The sequence below is a fragment of the Nocardia uniformis NBRC 13702 genome (genome assembly GCF_001613345.1).
GTDB classification, from domain to species: Bacteria; Actinomycetota; Actinomycetes; order Mycobacteriales; family Mycobacteriaceae; genus Nocardia; species Nocardia uniformis.
Genome location: NZ_BDCE01000017.1, coordinates 14,312 through 31,225 on the forward strand (window position 1 = coordinate 14,312; position 16,914 = coordinate 31,225).

Annotated in this window: 16 protein-coding genes; 8 read left to right on the forward strand and 8 right to left on the reverse strand. The window is 66.6% G+C overall.

What is annotated here, in order from left to right:
• Position 1: 1 nt before the first annotated feature.
• Genes NU1_RS39990 through NU1_RS04310 form a run of 3 tightly spaced genes read right to left on the reverse strand, consistent with a single transcriptional unit; the run spans position 2 to position 3,017 of the window.
• Complete coding sequence (locus tag NU1_RS39990) at positions 2–640, reverse strand: alpha/beta hydrolase fold domain-containing protein (protein ID WP_169814994.1); 639 nt, start codon at positions 638–640, stop codon at positions 2–4.
• 8 nt (positions 641–648) lie between these two features.
• Positions 649–1,479 carry an SDR family NAD(P)-dependent oxidoreductase gene (locus NU1_RS04305; RefSeq protein ID WP_067517777.1) on the reverse strand — a complete coding sequence of 277 codons (831 nt, stop codon included), beginning with the start codon at positions 1,477–1,479 and terminating at the stop codon, positions 649–651.
• Positions 1,480–1,508: 29 nt separating this feature from the next.
• Positions 1,509–3,017: a flavin-containing monooxygenase gene (locus NU1_RS04310; RefSeq protein ID WP_067517620.1), complete on the reverse strand. Its 1,509-nt coding sequence runs from the start codon at positions 3,015–3,017 to the stop codon at positions 1,509–1,511.
• A 69-nt stretch (positions 3,018–3,086) separates the two neighbouring features.
• On the opposite strand from NU1_RS04310, the gene NU1_RS04315 reads away from it, so the two are divergent.
• Entirely contained in the window at positions 3,087–3,731 is a 645-nt protein-coding gene (locus NU1_RS04315; RefSeq protein WP_067517622.1) for a TetR/AcrR family transcriptional regulator, read from the forward strand.
• Positions 3,732–4,088: 357 nt separating this feature from the next.
• Here NU1_RS04315 and NU1_RS04320 read toward each other — a convergent pair whose 3' ends face one another.
• The gene (locus NU1_RS04320) at positions 4,089–5,033 is read right to left on the reverse strand and encodes a glycine betaine ABC transporter substrate-binding protein (protein WP_067517624.1); all 945 of its coding nucleotides are present in this window, start codon (positions 5,031–5,033) and stop codon (positions 4,089–4,091) included.
• A gap of 326 nt (positions 5,034–5,359) precedes the next feature.
• Between NU1_RS04320 and NU1_RS04325 the strand changes: the two genes are divergently transcribed.
• From NU1_RS04325 to NU1_RS04355, 7 genes are all read left to right on the forward strand, one after another.
• The gene (locus tag NU1_RS04325) at positions 5,360–6,250 is read left to right on the forward strand and encodes an ABC transporter substrate-binding protein (RefSeq protein ID WP_245719950.1); all 891 of its coding nucleotides are present in this window, start codon (positions 5,360–5,362) and stop codon (positions 6,248–6,250) included.
• A 9-nt stretch (positions 6,251–6,259) separates the two neighbouring features.
• The gene (locus NU1_RS04330) at positions 6,260–7,426 is read left to right on the forward strand and encodes an ABC transporter ATP-binding protein (protein WP_067517626.1); all 1,167 of its coding nucleotides are present in this window, start codon (positions 6,260–6,262) and stop codon (positions 7,424–7,426) included.
• A gap of 34 nt (positions 7,427–7,460) precedes the next feature.
• Positions 7,461–8,159: an ABC transporter permease gene (locus NU1_RS04335; protein WP_067517627.1), complete on the forward strand. Its 699-nt coding sequence runs from the start codon at positions 7,461–7,463 to the stop codon at positions 8,157–8,159.
• Positions 8,156–8,848, forward strand: a complete 693-nt coding sequence (locus NU1_RS04340) for an ABC transporter permease (RefSeq protein WP_067517629.1) — start codon at positions 8,156–8,158, stop codon at positions 8,846–8,848. The genes NU1_RS04335 and NU1_RS04340 overlap by 4 nt, the downstream gene beginning before the upstream one ends.
• Positions 8,849–8,937: 89 nt before the next feature.
• Positions 8,938–9,360: a CBS domain-containing protein gene (locus tag NU1_RS04345; RefSeq protein ID WP_067517782.1), complete on the forward strand. Its 423-nt coding sequence runs from the start codon at positions 8,938–8,940 to the stop codon at positions 9,358–9,360.
• 119 nt (positions 9,361–9,479) lie between these two features.
• On the forward strand, positions 9,480–10,715 hold the full coding sequence (locus tag NU1_RS04350) for a DUF7373 family lipoprotein (RefSeq protein WP_067517631.1): 1,236 nt from the start codon (positions 9,480–9,482) through the stop codon (positions 10,713–10,715).
• Positions 10,712–11,977 carry a DUF7373 family lipoprotein gene (locus NU1_RS04355; RefSeq protein WP_067517633.1) on the forward strand — a complete coding sequence of 422 codons (1,266 nt, stop codon included), beginning with the start codon at positions 10,712–10,714 and terminating at the stop codon, positions 11,975–11,977. The genes NU1_RS04350 and NU1_RS04355 overlap by 4 nt, the downstream gene beginning before the upstream one ends.
• Before the next feature lie 327 nt (positions 11,978–12,304).
• Here the strand turns inward: NU1_RS04355 and NU1_RS04360 are convergent, their stop codons facing one another.
• The 4 genes from NU1_RS04360 to NU1_RS04375 all read right to left on the reverse strand — a co-directional run bounded on the left by NU1_RS04360 (position 12,305) and on the right by NU1_RS04375 (position 16,872).
• Positions 12,305–13,516 (reverse strand): NAD(P)-dependent malic enzyme, encoded by a 1,212-nt coding sequence (locus NU1_RS04360; protein ID WP_067517635.1) that lies wholly within the window; start codon positions 13,514–13,516, stop codon positions 12,305–12,307.
• 448 nt (positions 13,517–13,964) lie between these two features.
• A complete protein-coding gene (locus tag NU1_RS04365) occupies positions 13,965–15,545 on the reverse strand; it encodes an FAD-dependent oxidoreductase (protein WP_067517637.1) in 1,581 nt (526 codons plus the stop codon).
• 186 nt (positions 15,546–15,731) lie between these two features.
• Positions 15,732–16,001 (reverse strand): hypothetical protein, encoded by a 270-nt coding sequence (locus tag NU1_RS04370; RefSeq protein WP_067517639.1) that lies wholly within the window; start codon positions 15,999–16,001, stop codon positions 15,732–15,734.
• Between the two features lie 16 nt (positions 16,002–16,017).
• Positions 16,018–16,872 (reverse strand): PHP domain-containing protein, encoded by an 855-nt coding sequence (locus NU1_RS04375; protein WP_067517641.1) that lies wholly within the window; start codon positions 16,870–16,872, stop codon positions 16,018–16,020.
• Positions 16,873–16,914: the final 42 nt, after the last annotated feature.

The following is a 16,914-nucleotide window of genomic DNA, read 5'->3' on the forward strand; positions in this document are numbered from 1 at the left end:
TTTACGCCACGTTCGGCGGACATGTCGCCACGGCCACCCGAGCGGGTCCCGGCTGGACCCGACGGGTGGGGCGAACAAACGCCCCGGACCCTATCCTATGGAACGTGTTTGAGCAGGTCGCAGGGCCTGTCGCAGAAAGTCCGCGAGCTCTCGGGTCACCTTCGCGGCGGGTTCTACCAGGGTCGCCTGCGCCTGGGCTACATGCCAGAGCCCGCGGCTCTCGGTGAACACGGTGGAAACCCCGGCGGCCTCCAACGGCCTCGGCGTCGTCGAGGGCAGCCGGGAACGGATGTTCCGGTGCGAGCCGGTAGTCGGGCACATGTACCCGGCAACCGATTTCGCGGGACAGCACCGCCGCCAGGGCGCGGTGGGTGGTCGGCGAACCGACCGTGTAGCCGCCGCCGTGCAGGTACAGCACCGTAATGGCATCGGAAACCGGTCCGGTCGCGATTCTTTCGGCGGGCCGGTCACCCAGGCGGATCGACTCCACCCGGGTACCGCGCGGCAGCAATTGCGCGGCCGCGCCGAGGTCCATCAGCTTTCGCTGCGCGGTGAACGGCAGTCGATAGTGGAAGACCACGCGGAACATGGAATTGAGTACCGCGCGGGCGACCGGGAGCGGCAACGAGATCTCGGGCATCAGCAACCTCAGGGCAGGACGCGCTTTTGCACCACGGCGGCAATGCGCTGGTAGTACGAGGCGGTGGTGCGGACGAAGAGGTCGAGAACCTTTGCTTCCCAGCCGATCAGCACGCGGCCGTGGCCCTTGCGGACACCGTTGAGGATGGTCTCGGCCGCCATTTCGGGGGTGTGCATCGCCAGCTTGGCGTCGAACATCGCGGCCAGGTTCTTCTGATCCAGGCCCTCGACGACGGTGGCATTGCGGGCCACGGCGGTCTTGATACCGCCGGGGTGCACGCAGGTGACCTTGACCGGGTCACCGCTGACGATCATTTCCTGGCGCAGCGCCTCGGTGAAGCCGCGAACCGCGAACTTCGCCGCGTTGTAAGCGCTTTGGCCGGGAACGGCGATCAGCCCGAAGAGGCTGGAGATATTCACGACGTGGCCCGAGCCGGATTCGATCAGGTACGGCAGGAAGGCCTTGGTGCCGTTGACGACTCCCCAGAAGTCGACATCCATAATGCGTTCGATGTCTTTGAACTGGGTGGCGAGCACATCGCCGTGGTGGGCGATTCCGGCATTGTTGTAGACCTGGTTGACCTTGCCGAAGTGCTCCTTCACGGCGTCGGCGTAGAGCAGCACCGCCTCCCGCTCGGCCACATTGATCCGGTCGGATTTGATTCGCACGCCGTACTTCTCACACAGCCGCACGGTTTCGGCGAGGCCCTCGGTATCGATATCGGAGAGCGCGAGCTGCGCGCCGCGGCGGGCCAGGGCCTCCGCCAGGGCGCGACCGATGCCGGAACCGGCTCCGGTGATCACACAGACCTTGTCCTTGAAGTAAGCGTCGTTGCTCACGGTCACTCTTTCGGTTCGGAGACGGTGGGTCAGGAGGCTTTCGCGGTGGTTTCGTAGGCCGCTATATCGAATGTCTCGAGCAGACTACGGAATCGGAAGGTGAAATCCGGCCACAGCGTGGTGTTGTTGCCGTGTTTGTCGAGGTACCAGCTGGCGCAGCCACCGGTATTCCACACCGAACCGGTCAGCTTGCCCTGCAATTCGGTGTTGTATTCGTCCTGCGCGTCCTGACGCACCTCAACGGTGCGCAGCCCCTGCTTGTCGATGGTCTGCACGGCGTCGGCGATGTAATTGATCTGCGATTCGATCATGTACACCATCGAGGTGTGGCCCAGGCCGACATTCGGGCCGAGCAGGAAGAACATATTCGGGTAGTTGTGGATCGTCGAACCCTTGTAGCCCTGCTGGCCGGAGTGCTCGAAAACCTCGGCGAGCGTGCGGCCGTCGCGGCCGGAAATGGTCTCGTACATGGGCGAATCGGTGACGTGGAAGCCGGTGGCGACGACAATCGCGTCGACCTCGCGCTCGGTGCCGTCCTTGGTGACAACCGAGCCCGCGCGCACCTCCTTGATGCCATCGGTGACGACATCGACATTGTCGCGGCTCAGTGCCGGGTAGTACTCGTTGGAGATGAGCATGCGCTTGCAGCCGATGCTGAAGTTCGGCGTGACCTTCTTGCGCAGTTCGGGGTCGCGCACCTCGATCCGCAGCTTGGCGCGGGCGACGGCCTCCAGGGCCTTCATGGCGGGCGGGAATTTCGCCAGGCCCACCACCTGGGTCTCGCGCACGGCGTAGATGGCGGCGCGGGAGAGCGCCTGGGCGCCCGGAATGTGTTTGAACGCTAGTCGTTCCGGCAGCGTGTACGGCCGGTCGCCGCGCGGCAGCAGCCACGGGGCGGTGCGCTGGTAGACGTCCAGCTTCGCGACCTGCTTGGCAATACTCGGCACGATCTGAATCGCGGACGCGCCGGTGCCGATGACGGCGACGCGCTTACCGGTCAGGTCGGCGTCGTGGTTCCAGCGGGCGGAGTGGAAGATCTCGCCCTGGAATTCGTTGATGCCCTTGATATCCGGCAGGTTCGGCTCGCACAGCGCGCCGACGGCGGAGATCAGGATATCCGCGGTGAACGGGCCCTGGCTGGTCTGGATATCCCAGCGCGAGGCCGCTTCGTTCCACTGCGCCCCGGTCATATCGCAGCCGAAGATGTGCCGATCGCGCACGCCGTACTTATCGGCTACGCCCTGGATGTACTGCTGGATCTCGGGCTGCTTGGAGAAGGACCGGGTCCACTCCGGATTGAGCGCGAAGGAGTACGAGTACAGGTGCGAGGGCACATCGCAGGCCGCGCCCGGGTACGTATTGTCACGCCAGGTGCCGCCGACATCGTGGCCGCGCTCCAGGACCAGGAAGTCGTTTCGCCCCTGCTGACGCAGGCGGATCGCCATGCCCAAACCGGAGAACCCGCTGCCCACGATGACAATGCGGGAGTGGCGGGCGGGGCGGTTTTCGACAGCCTTGTCTGTAACCTTGCGACTCATGTAACTGAGCCTAAAGTCTTATTGAGTCCGAGTCAACAGTATTGACTCACGTTCAGTAGGATCGTCATCGTGAGCAAGGAACGCAGCACGGAGACAGGCGGCAAGACCGCGTCCAAGCGCGTGCGACTGAGCCCCGAGGACCGACGCCAGCAATTGATCACGCTCGGCGTCCAGATGCTGCGCGACCGCGCCCTGGAAGATATCTCGGTAGGCGAGATCGCGGATAAGGCAGGTATCTCCCGGGGCCTCCTCTTCCACTACTTCGCCTCGAAACAGGATTTCCACCTGGCCATAGTCCAGTACGCCAATGCCGAACTCCTGCAACGGACCGCCCCCGACAAATCCCTCGACCTCTACGACATGCTCCGCGACGCCGTCACCCGCTACATCGACTACGTCAGCGAGAACCGCACCTCATACCTGGCGCTGCTGCGCGGCCCCGCCAGCGCCAGCCCCGAACTGGTCACCCTGGTAGCCCAAACCCGCCACGCCCTGGTCGACCGCATCCTCGCCGAAGCCCCCCTCGAAATCGACCCCACCGACCGCCCCCGCCTCCGCCTGGCGGTCCGAGGCTGGATCGCGTTCGTAGAAGAAACCACCCTCACCTGGCTCCGCGAAGAACCCATTACCCGCGAGGCCCTGGTAGAGATGCTCGTCGACTCCCTCCCCGCCCTTGCCCTGAACCCCATCCTCGCCGCGGCGCTGCGCCCCTGACGGAACGGCGGGGGGCCGGGAAAGCCACCGGCGGCCCGGGACACGGGTAGCAGACCAAGCCCCTCGGCCATGCCGGACCCCTGCCGCAGGGTCGCGCCCAGCGCCGGTACGACGCGGCGGGCGCGGCCACGACCCCGCCACCCAGCAACCCGAGACACGACCCCGCCACCCGGCAGCCCCGAGCACGAACCCGCCATCCCGGCGTGCTTTTGGCCGGGATCCACTCCTCAGCAATGGTGGATTCCGGCCAAAAGCATGCCGGAATGACGAGAGTGTCAGCGACTTCGCAACCGATGAAAGTGCCGGGGACATCGCAGTGCCCGGGACACCGCGATCTCGGCCCTCGGCAGGGCCCGCCTATAGCGCGTGAGCGTCGAGCCAGGTGCGGGCCAAGTTCGGTGGGGAGGCGTTGCCTTCGCGGAATTGGCGGACCATATCGGCGAGGTCGGCGGTGGTGAGTTCGCCTGCTACGTAATTGAGTTTGCGGAGTTGATCATTGGTCAGCGCGGCCTTGCGGAGTAGCGGGAGGATTTGCTGGGCGCGGAAGGCGTAGTCGGGGTCGGCGACCGTATCGAGGGTGTCGGGATTGCCGCCGGGGAGGAAGGCGGGCGGGACCGACAGGACGCCTGCCTGAATTGTGCCGTCCAGCAGCGCTTCTCGGACTTCGGCGTCGCTGCCGTAAGTGGTGAGGTGGGTGATGGTGCAGCCGTAGGTGGTTCGCAGGGGGTCTACGACATCGAGTTGGGGGTCGAGGGCGGGGCGTAGCGGGTCCGCCGACGGGCCGGTATTGATGCCGACGGCGAGTTCGGAACAGCGGGAAGCCAGGTCCTGCAGAGTTGTCGGAAGCTGTGCGGCGGAAGCCGTCACCACGGTGACGCGCAGGTCGGTGCCGTCGGCGGGGTCGGAGACGATCAGCCCTTCGGGCAGGGCGCTGTAGAGCGCCGGGAGAACCTTGTCGGGTTCGGTGGCGGTGGCGGCCGCGTCGAAGTAGCGCAGCAGATCCCCGGTGTCATCACTGACCAGCGTCACCGAATTCGCATCGAGATCGGCCAGGTAGTCGGCGCGGGTGCCGAGACGCTCCTCGACCCTGGTATCGGCTCCGGTGCGGGCGAGGGCACCCGCGTAGATCTCGGCGATGATGCGGGCCTGGTCCGAATCCCCCGCACCCACCACGATGGTCGGCTCGGCGGAGTCGCGGGTGCACGACACCGCGGCGGCGGACAGTGCCAGCACCAGCACCGAGCCCAACAGCCGTCGACCGAACCCAGTACCCCGTGCGAAGCGATCCGTAGCGCCGAACATGCGCAACAGTCTGCCTGGCGGGGGGTGGCGGCCCGGACAGCGGCACGCCTGGCGCGCCCGTGCGCATCACGAGCAGCGTGAATACAACACCGGCAACATGCGCCGATTCGGCGAAACGCCTCCGGGAAGCCAGCGACAAGACCCCGAGGCAGGCAATATGGACACCCATGGCGGTCCGGACTTCCCACCCGGAATCGCTCGCTCCCGCCCGGGACGTCGGAAGGACTCCAGTGAAATCCCCGATCACCACGCGTGGCCGCCGCGGATTACGGCCCGCCCTCACCATTGCCCGAGTACTCGCCGCGGCCGTCGCGCTGGCGGGCGTCATGGCGCTCACCGCGTGTGGCGATTCCGACCCGTTGGCCGGGAACAGCAGCTGCGATACCGATACCAATCAGATCACCGTCGGCTCCGCCAATTTCCCGGAGTCGGAGACCGTCGCCAATATTTACGCGGAAGCCTTGCGCGTAAACGGTTTCCAGGTAGACACCAAACTCAATATCGGCAGCCGCGAGGCGTACGTGCCCGCCGTGCGCAACTGCTCGATCAGCCTGGTCCCGGATTACACCGGCAATCTGCTGCAGTACCTGGACAAGTCGGCCACCGCCGCCACCGCGGCGGATGTGAACGCCGCACTGACCACCGCCCTCGGTGATGAGCTGGCCATCGGCACCCCCGCGCCCGGACAGGATTCCGATGCGGTGGTCGTCACCCGCGCCACCGCCGACCGCTGGAATCTGAACACCATCGCCGACCTGGCCGCCCATTCGGCCGATGTCAAATTCGCCGCCCCCGCCGAATTCCAGGAGCGTCCGGGTGGCCTGCCGGGGTTGCGGAAGAACTACAACCTCGATATCGCCCCGGGCAACTTCGTGCCGATCGCCGACGGCGGCGGCCCGGCCACCGTGCGCGCACTGGTCGAGGGCCAGGTGACGGCGGCCGATATCTTCACCACCTCCCAGGCCATTGCCGAGAACGACCTGGTGGTGCTGGAGGACCCCAAGAACAACTTCGCCGCCCAGAATGTGGTGCCGCTGTTCAATACCGCCAAGCAGAGCGACAAGCTGCTGTCCGTCCTCGATGCGGTATCGGCGAAAATCACCACCGAAGAACTGATTTCGCTCAATACCGCGGTCTCGGGCGCGAGCAAGACCGAACCGGCCGCCGCCGCGGCGGCGTGGGTGCGGGCGCAGGGGCTCGACCAGCCGATCGCATAGGAGAACCGCGTGTCCGATATCGAGTTCAGCGGCGTCACCAAGACGTATCCGGACGGCACCACCGCCGTCCATGATCTGGACCTGCGCATCGAATCCGGGTCGTTCACCGTATTCGTCGGCCCGTCCGGCTGCGGTAAAACCACGTCGATGCGCATGATCAACCGCATGATCACACCCTCTTCGGGAACGATTACCGTTGCCGGACAGGACATTTCGACGATCAACCCGGTGAAGCTGCGTCTCGGTATCGGCTACGTCATCCAGAGCGCGGGACTGCTCCCACATCGCACGGTGATCGACAATGTCGCCACCGTGCCCATGCTGACCGGGGTGCGGCGCAAGCAGGCACGGCAGCAGGCCCTCGAACTTCTCGACCGGGTCGGCCTGGATCGCGCTCTGGCGCAACGTTATCCGGCGCAACTGTCCGGCGGTCAGCAACAGCGTGTCGGCGTGGCCCGTGCCCTGGCCGCCGACCCGCCCATCCTGCTCATGGATGAGCCGTTCAGCGCCGTGGACCCGGTGGTGCGCGCCGAGCTGCAGACCGAAATGTTGCGGCTGCAAGCCGAACTGCACAAAACCATCGTCTTCGTGACCCACGATATCGACGAGGCGGTCACCCTGGGTGACCGCATCGCGGTCTTCGGACCGGGCGGCGTCCTCCAGCAGTACGACAAACCCGATCGGGTACTCGCCCAGCCCGCGAATGATTTCGTCGCCGAATTCGTCGGACGCGACCGCGGCTACCGCGCGCTGTCCTTCCGCAGCGCCGCCACCGTGCCGCTGAGCGAAATCCAGACCGCCACCGTCGACGAGGTCCGTGGCCTGCGACTACTACTCGGCGACTGGGTGCTGGTGGTCGACGAGCATCGCAAGCCGATCGGCTGGATCGATGTCACCGGCGTCGAAGGGTACCGGGCCGGAATACCCTTGCAGGACAATATGTCCGCGGGTGGTTCGCTGTTCCCACCGCATGGCGACCTGCGCCTCGCCCTGGATTCCGCGGTCTCCTCCCCCTCCGGAATCGGTGTGGCCGTGGATGGTTCCGGCGCCGTGCGCGGTGGCGTGGTGGCGGGTGATGTGCTGGAGCAGCTGGCCCGGCAGCGGGCCGGAGAGGACGCGAACCGCAACCGCCACTACTTCGACCAGCCGCCGTCCCCGCGGCAGGATTCGCTCTGATGCCGGGGCGCCACGCCGGCGTGGGCGGCCCGCGATGAAATACCTCATCGACAATTTCGACGAGATCCTCGGATTCACGCGCACCCACCTGGTTTTGGCGCTGGTTCCACTGCTCGTCGGCCTGGTGATCGCCATTCCGATCGGCGCACTGGTCCACCGCGTGCCGTGGTTGCGCCGCCTCACCGTCACCGCCGCCGGTATCGCCTACACCATCCCGTCGCTGGCGCTGTTCGTCATTCTGCCGCCGCTACTGGGTATCTCCACCATCGATCCGCTGAATGTCATTATCGCCCTGACCATCTATTCGGTGGCGCTGCTGGTGGTCGCCGTTCCCGCGGCATTGGATTCGGTGCCCGCGGCGGTGCTGGACGCCTCCGACGCCATCGGTTTCGGCCGGCTGCGCCGCACCCTCACCGTCGACTTCCCGCTCGCCCTACCGGTTTTCATCGCGAACCTGCGCGTTGTCGCGGTCACCAATATCTCCATGGTGACCGTCGGCGCGCTGATCGGTGTGGGCGGTCTGGGCAAACTGTTCACGCAGGGCTATCAGCGTGACTATCCGGATGAGATCGTCGCCGGGATCATCGTGGTACTGGTCCTGGCGCTGGTCATCGACCGCGCGCTGTACCTGCTCGGCCGCCTGTGCACGCCGTGGCTGCGCGACGGTACCCGCGCGAGCCTGCGACAGCAGTTGCGCACCGCCATCGATCCCGCGAAAGGCGGTGCGGCATGAACCTCTTCATACAGGCGTGGGACTACCTCACCACCTCCGCCAACTGGTCGGGACCGACCGGCATCGCCACCCGCCTCGGCGAGCACCTGTGGTACAGCCTGCTCGCGGTGGTCCTCTCCGCCGCCCTCGCCGTCCCGATCGGCATGGTTATCGGTCACACCCGCCGCGGCTCGGCGGCAATCGTCGGTTTCGCCAATGCCATGCGCGCCCTACCCACCCTCGGCCTGCTCACCTTCCTGGTGCTGGGGCTCGGCCTCGGTTTGATCCCACCGCTGCTGGCCCTGATCACCGTCGGCATCCCACCACTGCTGGCGGGCGCGTACGCCGGGGTCGCCAATGTGGACTCCCATGTGGTGGACGCCTCCCGCGCCATGGGGATGACCGAACGTCAGATCCTGCTGCGCGTCGAACTCCCCAATGCGCTGCCCATCCTGCTGACCGGCCTGCGCGCCACCACCCTGCAGGTGGTCGCCACCGCCACCATTGCCGCCTACGTCAATCTCGGTGGTCTCGGCCGCTACATTTTCGACGGTATCGGCCTCTACAAATACGACCGTGTTCTGGTCGGCGCAATCCTGGTCGCCGCCCTGGCCCTGACATTGGACGGCCTGCTCGCGTGGGCTGTCTGGGCCTCGGCTCCCGGCACCGGCCGCCTGCGTTCGCAATCGCCCAGCAAACAGAACCATTGACCAAGGCCTGTGAGGTGGGTCACGATGGTTCCGGCCCGAAGTAGCGCCGGATCACCTCAACCACCCTCAGGAGGATTGCTGTGAAGGCCATGAAGGCACGCGACATCATGCACCGAGATGCCACCTGTATCCCCGCCGACGAGACGCTCGACCGCGCAGCGCAGATGATGCGCAATATGGACGTCGGCGCCCTGCCCATCTGCAATAACGACCGACTCATCGGCATGCTCACCGACCGCGATATCGTGGTCCGCTGCATTGCCGAGGGCCACGACCCCAGCCGAATCCGCGCGGGCGACCTCGCCCAGGGCACGCCCCGCTGGGTCTCCGCCGACACCGACGTCGCCGAGGTCCTGGAGATGATGGAGCAGGCGCAGATCAAACGCCTGCCGGTCATCGATATGCGGAACGGCAAGAAGTTGGTCGGCATGATCTGCGAATCCGACCTGGCCCGCAATGTCAGCGACGAGCAGCTCGCCCACTTCGTCGAGGCGGTGTCGATTCCGCACTGACCGCACCGGGACAGCCGCGGGCGCTCCGGAGACGGAGCGCCCGCGGTCTGTGCGGGTGCGGCGGTCCGGAACCGGACGTAGGATGCCGCCGTACCTGCTTGTCCCCGGGAAGGGAGTCCGTGAGTTCCGCCGCGCGAACAGTGCCGCTGCGAGTCGTCTACGCACTCATCACCGCGACGGTGCTGGTGTTCGCGGCGAGCTGCGGGTCCGTCGATGGCGTGGCGACCGCGCCCACTCCCCTACCTCTCCCGCCGGTCGACCTCGCGCAACTGGATGTGGGCGCTTACGCCACCCAACCGAGGGAGTTCGGCAAGCCGGAGAACTTCGATCAGGCGCGGGCGGTCGAAGCGGTGCGGTTGGCGCAGATCGTGCCGCTGCCCATGGAGATCGACCCGCGGCTGGTGCACCACAGCCAGTCGACGTCGACGGTCTTCATCTACCCCAAGCGCATCTCCAATATTCTCGGCCTCGGCGACGACCGGCCGGATCTATTCGACCGTGGCGCAAAGGATTTCCTCGGCGGCGTGGTCAGCCTGGGTGGAAACAAACCGAACAACAACGGATTGGATCTCGCCAATACCGTGATGCTCTTCCCCGATGAGGAGAAGGCCGCCGACGCGGCTACCGCGATCGAGCGCTCCTTCTTCGAGTCCGACGACGAACACGCACCGGTGTCGATACCGAAGTATCCTGCGGCACGCGCTCATTCGAAGTCCGGCGAGCAATCCATCCACTCCTGGTTCGCGACCGGTCGCATGGTCGTCTACACCTGGATGTACGACTACGCCAAGCTCTATCTGAACAAGGTCGACCAACCCGCGCTCGTCGAATGGGTGGAGAAGAGCCTGGACACGATCGTGCCCGCGATTTCGAGGTTCGAGCCCACCCCCGTCGACATTCTGATGGAACTCGATATCGACCCGGACGGCATGCTCCGCCGGACCGTAGCCCGGACCGAACAGGACAGCTGGTCCAACCCGCCGGGGGTGTACGACAGCCGCGCCGCGCTGCTGCTGTCCGGTAGTCCCGATGAGGATCGGTCCACGTTCGAGGAGTTCGGGGTGGACCGTATGGCCGACTACGGCGCCTGGCTCTACCGCACCCGCGATGCGGCCGCCGCCACGGCACTGCGCGACGAATTCGTCACCACCGATAAGAGATTCGGCCCCGCCGAACCACCGAAGAATCTGCCCGCCGCCCGCTGTGTCGAGTACATCGGCAAGAAGAGTATGGCGGTTCGCTACTACTGCGCGGTCGCCTATGACCGGTACGTCGCCTGGGTCGACGGGAATCAGTTGCTCGATGCCCAGCAGCGCGTCTCCGCGCAGTACGCGGTGCTGGTGAATGCCGGATGAACCACTCTCGCACGCTGCTGCGCACCTTGGCCGCCGTCGGCGCGATCACCGCGCTCGCGGGCTCCGCCACCGCCGTGGCCCTGCGCGACGCCGAAACCGTATCCGGCACACCGATAGCCGGTGAGATCGATGTGCGCACCCTGGATACCGGATCGTACCCGACCGAGGCGTGGGACGCCCACGACGACGCCTATGTGCCGTTCCATTCGGACTATTTCAAGGTCGCGGCCATGCGGCTCGCCGATCACGTGGCCACCGCCTTCGATATCGAGCCGAGTCTGAAGTACCAGGTCGACTTGGTCGGTGATCCGGGGTTTTCCAAAGCCGTCCCGTCTGCCTACCTCGGCGAGGACGAGGACACCGAGTCGATTGCCGAACGCAATAACCTGCTGTTCGGCTTCCAGTCGAGCGGCAGCGACCAGGCCGACAACTTCCACAGCAGCTGGGATTGGCCACGCCCCAACAAATCCGGTTCCACCATTATCGGCACGGTCGTCATGCAGTTCCCGGATGCCGAGGCGGCGGACCGGGCCGCGACGGAGTTCTACGACGCGGACTTCAACCGGTACCGGGATCGGAATGAGGCCGTCGCACTCACCGATTACGCTGGCGCGCACAGCCATTGGCAGCCGGGTAAGCCGACCGCCCGCTCATTCCTGGCGCACGGCTCCTATGTCGTGGCCGTCCTCGCCTCTACCCCGACCGCCGACCGAGGGGCGCTGGCTGAGCTGGTCTCCAAGGCCTATCGCGTCCAGCTACCGATGCTGGACGCGCTGGCGCCGATCTCCGATGAGGAGATGCTGGATCTGCCCTGGGACCCGGATCGCCTGCTGCACCGGACGTTGAATCCGAGCGGTTATGCGTGGCCGGATACCGAGGACGGCGTCGTCGTCGGTCCGCAGGGCATTCTGCACTATGCGGTCGACCGTGCGACCGCGAAGAGCGCCTATACCGCGATGGGCGTGGAAAAGGCCGCCATCGTGGACGATACGACCCTCATCCGCACCGCCGACGTCGCTTCGGCGGAGCGGGCCGTCACCGAGCGCCGCACCACGAGAGCCGTCGCCGGCGGTGCCGAAGGGCCGCCGGATATCCCGAACTCGTCCTGTGTCGAGAACGAAGTTCCGGACAAGCGGAGTTCGGCCTCGAAGTACACCTGCCTCATCGCCTACGACCGCTACGTGGCCTACGTGAACTCAGATCAGCTGCTCGACGCCCACCAGCGGGCCGCCGCCCAGTACGCGATCCTCGCGAACGGCTGAGCCACCCCATCCCGCGAACAGCCAACGCACCACGTCATTCCACGAACAGCCGAGCACACCTTGTGATTCCGCGAAGGACCGAGCACACCACGCCATCCCACGAACGACCATTCCGGCGTGCTTTTGGCCGGAATCCACTGCTGGACGAGAGGTGGATCCCGCCCAAAAGCACGCCGGGATGACAGAGCGCGACCGCCAGGATGACGGGGCGCGGCCGCTGGGAGGCGGATGCCGAGGCACCGGGACGCCGGGCGGCACCGCTAGGACGCCAGGACGAGTAGGGCCCGCTCCAGGAAGGAGCGGGCCCTACTCGGTACTGGTCAGGGACTACGCGACGCCCTCGGCGAGCGCGGCCTTGCCCACGGCCTCGGCCACGGCCGGTGCCACCCGCGGGTCCAGCGGGCTCGGAATGATCTTGTCCACCGACAGTTCCCCGGCGACCACGCCGAAGATGGCATCGGCGGCGGCGACCTTCATACCCTCGGTGATGCGGCGTGCGCCCACGTCCAGCGCACCCTTGAAGACGCCCGGGAAGGCCAGCACATTATTGATCTGGTTCGGGAAGTCACTGCGACCGGTGGCCACGATGGCCGCGTACTTGGCGGCCACATCGGGGTGGATTTCCGGAGTCGGGTTCGACATGGCGAACACGATGGATTCCGGAGCCATGGAGGCGATGAACTCCTCCGGGATGGTGCCCGCCGACAGACCCAGGAACACATCCGCGCCCGCGAGCGCGTCGACCGGACCGCCGGTGATATCGCGCGGATTGGTGCGCGAAGCCAGCTCCGCCTTCACCTCATTGAGGTCGGTGCGGTCGCGGCTGACAATGCCCTTGGAGTCCAGCACGATGATGTCGGGGACACCGGCGGCCAGCAGAATATTCGTGCACGCCACACCGGCGGCGCCGGCACCGGACACCACGACCTTCAGGCTCGACATATCGCGACCCTGCACGGCGGCGGCGCCCTTGAGGGCGGCCAGCACCACGATCGCGGTGCCGTGCTGGTCGTCGTGCATGACCGGGCAGTCGAGGGCCTCGATCACGCGCTTCTCGATCTCGAAGCAGCGCGGGGCGGAGATGTCCTCCAGGTTCACCGCGCCGAAGCTCGGGCGCAGCAGGATCAGGGTTTCGACGATCTTGTCGACATCCTTGGTATCGAGCACCAGCGGAATGGAATCGAGTCCGGCGAACTTCTTGAACAGCGCCGCCTTACCCTCCATCACCGGCAGCGAGGCGCGCGGGCCGATATCGCCGAGGCCCAGCACGGCGGTGCCGTCGGAGACAACCACGACGAGGCGCTCGGCCCAGGTGTAGGTCTTGGCGAGGGATTCGTCCTCGGCAATGCCGAGGCACACCTTCGCGACACCGGGGGTGTAGGCGATGGAAAGGTCGCGCTGGGTGTCCAGCGGCGCGGTGAGTGCGACCGAAAGCTTGCCACCGAGGTGACCCGCGTAGATTTCCTCTGTGGTGATGTCGGCCAGATTTTGTGCATTGGCGGACGTGGTCGCGGCGGTGGCATTCACTGCTTCAGTCACGGGTGACACGATTTCACTCCTGCTCGGTGCGGACTCAACCGTTTGACGGTTACCGTTCGGTAATTAGTATTAGGGGTTTTCGGATGCTCTTCAGGTGCGCTGACCACACCGTCGAAACGCACTGTGCCCACCTTTATCGAAATAGGTGACACAAGCAAGGTGTGACGGTTTGGCGAGGCGTGTCGCTGCACAGATCGTCGAGCGAGAAAACCGGACGGGTGTGTCCGGGCAAGGTGCCGGGGTGACGTGATCACCGGATCCCGGGCCGATGGGTGGCATCGACCGGGGATCGTCATATCTTGCCAGCCGCCGCTACGACGCGCCAAATCGGGCCTATGGTCCGTCGCGCTCTCTCGCCATTGTCAAAGGGTAGTCGGCCCGAATTAACCGCGGGTAAGCGGAAACTCGCACGTCCGCGTGCCGATTCGGTGAGACATCGCAACACGTTCTACTCGGCGGCGGTGAGTTCCCCGTTCTCCGCCGCCACGCCGCCACCCGGCGCGCGCCCGCGATCCGACCGCACCCACACCGTCTCCAGACCGCCCGAGACCAGGCTGACACCCCAGTCCCGGCCGAGACCGGGGTGGTCCGTGCGCCGATGCATACCGCGGGTTTCGGTGCGGGCCAGGGCGCTGTATTTCGTCCAGCGCGCCACCGCGAGCAGCGCCGCCGCCTGTCGTGCCCGCAGCCGACCGACGCCGACGCCACCGAGATCGAAGGCCCCGACCGGCCACATGCCATCCAATTCGGCGATGCTGTCGCGCAGGCTGCCGTCACTGCGCCAGTAGGAACGCCGCAGCGGCAGGGTGTGCTCCTGAACGAGGCCCACCACCGCCCGCGGATCGATGCGGGCCCGCGCGCTCAGCCCGGCACCGGGCACCGGGCGCGCCTTGCCGATTCCGCGACGGGCGGTCGCGTATTTCGCGGCCGCCGCCCCGGCCCACACCCCCGAGGAGATGGCCCAGGCCCCGTTCTGCCCACCGAATCCGCTCACCGCGCCGGTGATCGGCTCCCGGGTGGTGACATCGCCCGCGCCGTAGAGTCCGGGCAGGTTGGTGGCGCAATCGGGTCCGGCCAGCCGCAGTCCGCCGGTACCGCGCACGGTGCCCTCCAGGACCGCCCGCAACGGCACCCGGCCCGCGGCATCGACGCCGCCGAGCCGAATCAGGTCCGCGCGCAAAAACTCCGGCAGGTCATCCGCCGTCGCGTAGATACGGTGACCATCGGCAATGGCGGCGAATGCCTCGATCCGCGATCCGAAGCCATTGCCGCCCAGCAGCGATCGCGATTCGTCGTCGAGGGTGGCGAAGTACATGAGCAGCTCCGGCGCGTATACCGTCGCCGCGCCGGGTGCGCGATTGCCCATGGGCGTGAACGCGTAGGCGCTGGAGAACTCCATTCCCGACAGTTCCGCGCCCGCCTCGGCGGCCATGAGCAGTCCGTCGCCGGTATCCACATCGGTACCGACGCCGCCGGAGAGGAACGCACAGCCGCCGGTGGCCACCACCACGCCGCCGGCCCGGGCGGTCCAGCTGTCACCGTTATTGCGCAGTGCTATTCCGGCCGCCCCCGACACCACACCGTCCCGGTCGGTGAGCAGTTGCAGCGCGGGGTGGTGATCGAGGATCCGCACCCCGGCGACCACCATGCTGCGCCGCATGCGCCCGAGGTATTTCGCGCCGTCGAGCACCACCCGCGCGGGCGGTCCGGACTGATTGCCGTGGCAGTGAACTCCGCGTCGCACCAGTTGGCCGACCCGCCGGTGTGTCTCGTCGAGGACTCGGGACATCCATTCCGGATCGCCGAGCCCCGCACCACCGGCGAGGCCCTGCCGGACCGCCCCGTCGCGCGCCGAACCCGGGGGCAGATTCCACAGTGAGACCGAGCCGGCGGCGGTGGGTCCGCTCGATCCGCAGCGCGCCTTGTCGACGACCAGAACCCGGGCGCCGGCGGCCGCCGCGGCGAGTGCGGCCCAGGCCCCCGCCGGGCCGCCACCCAGCACGAGCACATCGGCCTCGAATTCGGTCATATCGTCAGATGTTCGACCACAGTTCAACGGCTCGCAACCGTTACGGGTGTTCTAATTTCCGCACCGAGACGCAGTTGTTATCGCGCTCTCGGGAAATAGGCTCAGACGCCGACGACTTCCCCGATTCTTCGTCGATTTCGTTATCGGCATCGTTATCCGAATCCGGCCGCCGGGCCCGGCTGTTCCTCAGTCCCACCACTGTGTCCACAGCAGCGCACCGACCGTCGCGAAAACCACCAGCGCCACGCCGGAATCGATCCACCCATTCCGTCGCCGATCGGCATAGACCTGCGCCGCTACCACCACCGCGGCCGCACCCATATGCCAACCCACCACCGCGGCGCCCGGCCCTGGAAACCCGCGCCGGGCACCGACAATCGACGCACCCACCACCACCAGCGCCAACGCCGCCATCGCGCCCGCGACAATGCCGCTCAACCCCCGCAACCACCTCATACGCTCCCCTGACCGCTCATCCCGTCACCACCGACACTCCCGTCGCCTTACCCGCCAGTTCCTCGAATTGCGCCGGATCGGTGGTGAATTCGCCGATCCTGATGGTCTTATTACTGCCGTGATAGTCCGAGGAACCGGTGGTCAGTAGGCCGAGTTCCCGGGCCAGATCGCTCAGTACGGCGCGATCGGCCGCACTGTGGTCGGGATGGTCGATCTCCAGCCCGCCCAGGCCGACCGCCGCCAGGTCGCGAATATCGCTGAGCGCCAACAGCCGTCCACGCTTACGCGCCCGGGCGTGCGCCACCACGCTCACGCCCCCGGCGGCGGCGACCATCTCGACCGCGCGGCGCAGCGGGGTATCCAGCTTCTCCACGTAGTACTGCCCGTGCGGGGCCAGCAGGTCCTGGAAGGCCGCGTCCACGGTCGGCACCACCCCGGCCGCCACCAGTGCCCGGGCCAGATGCGGTCGCCCCGCCGATGGACCCACCGAGGCCATCAGCGCGACCGGGTCGATGGGCAGTCCATCGGCGGCCATCTGCTCGGCCATACTCCGCAATCGCACCACCCGTTCGGCGCGCAAACGTTCCCGTTCCTGCGCGAACGATTCATTGGTCGGATCGAACAGGTAGGCCAGCAGATGCACCGGCACCGGATACCCGTCCTCCCCCAAGCCGATACACGACATCTCCATACCGCGCACCAGTGTCAATCCGGGCGGCAGTGCGTCCACCGCCGACGCCCAGCCGGAGGTGGTGTCGTGATCGGTCAATGCCACCACGTCCAGCCCGGCCGCGGCGGCATTGCGAACCAGCTCGGCAGGGGTATCGGTGCCGTCCGAGGCATTGGAATGGGTGTGAAGATCGATGCGCACAAGGTCTATCTTGCCTGCGGTCGAAACGATCTTGCTCGCGCC

Excerpts from the sequence above, each read along its gene's own strand:
- NU1_RS39990 (WP_169814994.1), bottom strand. The coding sequence starts at position 640 with ATGCCCGAGATCTCGTTGCCGCTCCCGGTCGCCCGCGCGGTACTCAAT.
- NU1_RS04310 (WP_067517620.1), bottom strand. The coding sequence starts at position 3,017 with ATGAGTCGCAAGGTTACAGACAAGGCTGTCGAAAACCGCCCCGCCCGC.
- NU1_RS04320 (WP_067517624.1), bottom strand. The coding sequence starts at position 5,033 with ATGTTCGGCGCTACGGATCGCTTCGCACGGGGTACTGGGTTCGGTCGA.
- NU1_RS04325 (WP_245719950.1), top strand. The coding sequence starts at position 5,360 with ATGGCGCTCACCGCGTGTGGCGATTCCGACCCGTTGGCCGGGAACAGC.
- NU1_RS04335 (WP_067517627.1), top strand. The coding sequence starts at position 7,461 with ATGAAATACCTCATCGACAATTTCGACGAGATCCTCGGATTCACGCGC.
- NU1_RS04340 (WP_067517629.1), top strand. The coding sequence starts at position 8,156 with ATGAACCTCTTCATACAGGCGTGGGACTACCTCACCACCTCCGCCAAC.
- NU1_RS04345 (WP_067517782.1), top strand. The coding sequence starts at position 8,938 with ATGAAGGCACGCGACATCATGCACCGAGATGCCACCTGTATCCCCGCC.
- NU1_RS04355 (WP_067517633.1), top strand. The coding sequence starts at position 10,712 with ATGAACCACTCTCGCACGCTGCTGCGCACCTTGGCCGCCGTCGGCGCG.
- NU1_RS04365 (WP_067517637.1), bottom strand. The coding sequence starts at position 15,545 with ATGACCGAATTCGAGGCCGATGTGCTCGTGCTGGGTGGCGGCCCGGCG.
- NU1_RS04370 (WP_067517639.1), bottom strand. The coding sequence starts at position 16,001 with ATGAGGTGGTTGCGGGGGTTGAGCGGCATTGTCGCGGGCGCGATGGCG.